Below are 4,858 nucleotides of genomic sequence, written 5' to 3' on the forward strand. Positions count from 1 at the left end.
TCGGACCACGCCCATCGGGGTCACACCGGCTCGCTACCGCCCCGATGACCAGCTTCTGGCCTTCCTCGAAGGCCTCTAATTATGCCGACCGCAAGCAACGCCAGAGCGCCGCCGGCCGATCGCCGGCCGCTTGATTCGGCATAATCGGGTTGTCGGCATGATGCCGCAGATCATGGACGCGGATCGCCGCGTGCGAGCCGCGGTTGACCCAGCCCAAGTGCTGACGCAGTTGCTCGAATACTCGGTCGACTTGACGCGGGGACATGACACAGCCGAGCAGCCGGCCACGGGTGGTGATGAAAAAGGGCGTCTCCTCTGACGGCGTGATGTGCAGATCGCGCCGCTGGCGATAGTCGCGCAGGGCATCACGCGTACTGGGATGCAGGGGCACGTACCGGGACTTGCCAAACTTCGCCTCCCGCACGGTCAGCAGACCGGCCTGCAGGTCGACGTCCGCCTGTGTCAGATTCACCGCCTCGGAAATGCGCAGACCCGTGGCCGCCAGCAAGCCGAACAGCGCCTCATAGGTCGCTCCACGCAGATCCGGCTCAAGACGCCGCGCGGCGGCCAGCAGGTCGATGACCTCCTGCTCGGTGAAGATATGCGGGGTGGGCCGCCAGCCGATGGGCCCGAACACCGTACTGTCGGGCACTTCGGTGGCGGGCTCGAATTGCTGCATCCAGAGGGCAAAGGGGCGGAGTCGCTTCAGTCGCCGGGCCCAGGTGCGGGGATCGTCGCGATGCGTCTTGGCTTGTCGCGCCCAGGCGCTCATGACGTCAATCCTGATCGGCCCGCTGAGCTCAAGCGCGTCAACGTAACGGGCAAAGCTTCTGAGTGCGCCCGCTGTCGTGCGCAGACCGTAGCCGAGTCGGCGGCGTTCGGCCAAGTCATCCTCGACCCGAGCTTGGAGTGTCATGCCGCTGTTCATGCCTCCCTCCCCGGCCATGGCAAAGCGACCGTCGAGAGGGTGCGGCTGTCGAGCTTGGCGTAGATCTGCGTGGTATCCAGCGAGCGGTGACGCAGGACATCGGCGACTTCTTTGAGCGAGCTGCCGCCCGCCAGCAGACGGCTGGCCATGGTGTGGCGTAGCAGATGCGCCCCGGTATAGGGCAAACCAGCGCGCGCGTAGCAAGGTAGGATGGGTAGAGTGACCACGCTACGACGCTGACCCTCGGCACGGACGCCGATTGGTCACGAAACCCATCGATCCACTGACCCGGATGTCAGACTGAAACGCCCTCGGGAAACCGGGGGGCGTTTTTGTTTGGGTGCGGGCCTGGCAAATTGGAGCGGGGCATGATGGGTTTCGCTGCGCTCTACCCATCCTACGTGGTGGCTTGGTTAATCGGCTTCGTCGGCGGGGATGTCGAATGGCGCGCTGCCGCCGACGGGCCAATCGGCGGGGTAAATGCCTTGGCGAACGGCGCGATGGAATGAGCAAGGTAGGATGGGTAGAGTGACCACGCTATGACGCTGCCCCTTGGCACGGACGCCGACTGGTCACGAAACCCATCGATCCACTGACCCGGATGTCAGACGGAAACGCCCTCGGGAAACCGGGGGCGTTTTTGTTTGAGTGCGCGCCTGGGAGGTCGGCGCGGGGGATGATGGGTTTCGCTGCGCTCTACCCATCCTACGTGGTGGCTTGGTTAATCGGCTTCGTCGGCGGGGATGTCGAATGGCGCGCTGCCGTCGACGGGCCAATCGGCGGGGTAAATGCCTTGGCGAACGGCGCGATGGAATGAGGAGTACGGCCAGGCTCGGACGTGCGCGACGTATTGGTGCTTGACCGGGTTGTAATGGATGTAATCGAGCCTGTTGTTGAATCCGCGCTGGTCGCGAATGGTGTGCTCCCAGAATCGCCGCTGCCAGATGCCGCGCTCGCCCTTGGCTCTACGGCTGGCCGAGATCCGCTCGCCCTCCGGGATGGCGCGGGAGAAGGCCGCCTTGATGTGACGCCAACGGGTACTGTAATCACTGTCTCCCGGCGGCAAGGTCCACAGCGCATGCAGATGATTCGGCATGATCACGATGGCCTCGATGGTGAACGGGCGCGCCGTCATCACGGCGCGAAACGCCGCGCGCAATGCCGCGACCTGCTCCACCAACAACCGGCTCTCGGGATCACGCAGCTTCACGGTGAAAAAATACGTTCCGCCCGCCACCCGCATCCGCCGATAGTTGGTCATCCTGATCTCCCTGAAACGCACACGAGCACCGTAGGATGGGTAGAGTGACCACGCTATGACGCTGCCCCTTGGCACGGACGCCCCCTGGTCACGAAACCCATCGAGCCACGACACTCGCCAAATGACAGCCGACACCCAATCCACGGACACCACCGCCGCGAACGACTACGACAGCCCCTGGAAAGAAGCCCTGGAGAAGTTCTTCCCGGAGTTTCTGGCGCTGCTGTTCCCGGCCATCCATGCCGAGATCGACTGGACCCAAGGGGTGCAGTTTCTCGACAAGGAATTCCAGCAGATCGTGCGCGAGGCCAAGACGACCCGGCGCTACGCCGACAAGCTGGTGGGCGTCACGCGAGGCGATGGCACGGCGGTCTGGGTGTTGATCCATGTCGAGGTGCAAGGCGAGCCGGAAACCGCCTTCGCCGAGCGGATGTTCACCTATTATTATAGAATCCGTGACGCCTATCAGGTGCCAGTGGCTAGCCTGGCCGTGCTCGCCGATGCCGATGGTCGCTTCCGTCCACAGCAGTACCATGCCGCGCTCTGGGGCTGCCGGGTTGAGCTCCACTTTCCCACGGTCAAACTGCTCGACTACGACGAGCCGGAACGCTGGGCCGAGCTGGAAGCCAGCGATAATGTCTTCGCCCTGGTGGTCATGGCCCAGCTCCGCGCCAAGCTGACCAAGGATGTCGAGCAGCTCAAAGGCTGGAAATTCCGCCTGATCCGATTGATGTACGAGCGCGGCGATGAGCGCGCCTTGGTCTTGGAGCTATTCCGACTCATCGACTGGATGATCCGCCTGCCTGAGGCGCTGGAAGCGGACTTCCGTCAAGCACTCTATACCTACGAGGAGCAGCAACGTATGCCGTATGTGACCACCGTTGAACAGGCTGGGATCGAGAAGGGTGTGCGGCAGGGCGTGCAGCAGGGCTTGCAGCAGGGCTTGCAGCAGGGCGTGCAGCAGGGCGTGCAGCAGGGCGAAGCGACCATTCTGCTGCGCCAGTTCGCCTGTAAGTTCGGTCCTGACTCAGCCGAGACCTACCGCGCACGCATCGAATCGGCTGAGCCCGAGCAGCTAGAGGCCTGGTCCGAGCGCATCCTCACTGCCGACACCCCTGAGACCATCTTCCACTGAGGCTGGAAGCAGCACCCCATAAGCTGATCGAGGCCGAGGAGGCTCGCAAAGCGTGCGGCACTGTGGTGCGGCTGGTGGATTGGGTGAGCACGGAGGATGGGTAGAGTGACCACGCTATGACGCTGCCCCTTGGCACGGACGCCGGTTGGTCACGAAACCCATCGAGCCACTGACTCGCATGTCAGACTGAAACGCCCTCGGGAAACCGGGGGCGTTTTTGTTTGGGTGCGGGCCTGGGAGGTCGGCGCGGGGGATGATGGGTTTCGCTGCGCTCTACCCATCCTCGTGGCTGTGGAGCGGACTGGGGATCTCGCATTGAACATCCGTCGAGTATGGGGCGAGGGCAGGTTTCGTGATCCAGCATCGGTCTAGCCAGGACCGGCTGATCGCATGACCGACATTCGGATCGGTTGGACGATTCGGGGCCAGCTTGCTGGACTCTCCGTTTCGTCCACTGGGCGGTTTGTCGCCCCTGATGCGGCCGGGTAGACTGCGGTGATTGCGCGAGCGCACCGCGAGGAGATTCGTTCATGGCTCTTGCCGAGGAAGACATTGCCTTCATCAAAGCCCATCTCGGAGAATGGCTGGCTGAGCAAAGCCTGGCCCGACCGCCGGTGGTTTACGAAGTCGAGCTGCGCGAGCGCATGGTGCGTGTGGAGGAGGAGCTTAAGCACCAGCGGGAGCTGATGCGCGAAGGCTTTGCGCGGATGGACGCTCGCTTCGAACAGTCGGACGAGCGCTTTGCGGCGCTAAGTGAGCAATTCGCGGTGCTAAGGTCAGATATGGATGCTCGCTTCCTGGCGCTGCGGACGGATATGGACAAGCGCTTCGAGCAGGTCGACAAGCGCTTCGAGCAGGTCGACAAGCGCTTCGAGCAGATCGATAAACGCTTCGACGAGATGCTCAAGCGTCACGACCAACATTTTCTGTGGCTGATCGGTTTCATCGCGACGAGTGCCGGTCTAGTCATCGCCGCCATGCGGTTTCTCGGATGACCCCGGGATCTGTGGTGAGGGGCATGAGCCACGAGGTAGGATGGGTAGAGTGACCGCGGTTTGATGTTGATTTTTGGTACGGGCGTTGACCGGTCACGAAACCCATCGAGGCATGGCGCCCAGGGCAAACTCTGGGTGACTTTCATCGTTTGTGGGCATGGGGACGAGCTTTCAGCGCGGGGAATGATGGGTTTCGCCGCGCTCTACCCATCCTCGAGCTGCGAGCTACGAGCCGGCGTCAATCCTCCTCCTCGGCGGGGCATGTGGTCGCCTCCGTGTCGAGGGCGATGTGCCAATCGCGACGGTAAATACCTTGGCGAGCGGCGCGATGGACCGACGAGTATGGCCGCTGTTGAGGGTGCTGGCCTTGGCCATCAGTTGGGCCGGTAGCCGGTAGGCTGGGAGAGCGATAGAGACTGTGCGAGTAATCCAAGCGCACCGCGAAGATCGCAGATTGGTGTAGGTTGGGCCGACGCAGGGGGGGCAACAATGAAAGCGTTAGGCTAGCCGCCATGTTGGGCTTCGTAGCTCAGCCCAAC

Annotated in this window: 6 protein-coding genes; 3 read left to right on the forward strand and 3 right to left on the reverse strand. The window is 62.9% G+C overall.

All coding sequences use genetic code 11. From position 1 onward, the window contains the following. Positions 1-79: 79 nt before the first annotated feature. Entirely contained in the window at positions 80-916 is an 837-nt protein-coding gene (locus G3446_RS25615) for a tyrosine-type recombinase/integrase (RefSeq protein ID WP_245232777.1), read from the reverse strand. 8 nt (positions 917-924) lie between these two features. Then, positions 925-1,155, reverse strand: a complete 231-nt coding sequence (locus G3446_RS25620; RefSeq protein WP_342450246.1) for a tyrosine-type recombinase/integrase — start codon at positions 1,153-1,155, stop codon at positions 925-927. A gap of 141 nt (positions 1,156-1,296) precedes the next feature. Here G3446_RS25620 and G3446_RS25625 point away from each other — a divergent pair, with 141 nt between their 5' ends. Then, positions 1,297-1,437, forward strand: coding sequence for a hypothetical protein (locus G3446_RS25625; protein ID WP_164456502.1), 141 nt, complete (start codon positions 1,297-1,299; stop codon positions 1,435-1,437). A gap of 212 nt (positions 1,438-1,649) precedes the next feature. Here G3446_RS25625 and G3446_RS25630 read toward each other — a convergent pair whose 3' ends face one another. Beyond that, entirely contained in the window at positions 1,650-2,189 is a 540-nt protein-coding gene (locus G3446_RS25630; RefSeq protein ID WP_164456503.1) for an REP-associated tyrosine transposase, read from the reverse strand. Between the two features lie 121 nt (positions 2,190-2,310). Here G3446_RS25630 and G3446_RS25635 point away from each other — a divergent pair, with 121 nt between their 5' ends. Next, positions 2,311-3,324 (forward strand): RpnC/YadD family protein, encoded by a 1,014-nt coding sequence (locus tag G3446_RS25635; RefSeq protein ID WP_164456504.1) that lies wholly within the window; start codon positions 2,311-2,313, stop codon positions 3,322-3,324. Between the two features lie 530 nt (positions 3,325-3,854). Then, positions 3,855-4,319, forward strand: a complete 465-nt coding sequence (locus tag G3446_RS25640) for a hypothetical protein (RefSeq protein WP_164456505.1) — start codon at positions 3,855-3,857, stop codon at positions 4,317-4,319. Positions 4,320-4,858: the final 539 nt, after the last annotated feature.

It is taken from the genome of Thiorhodococcus minor (assembly GCF_010820565.1).
Lineage (GTDB): Bacteria > Pseudomonadota > Gammaproteobacteria > Chromatiales > Chromatiaceae > Thiorhodococcus > Thiorhodococcus minor.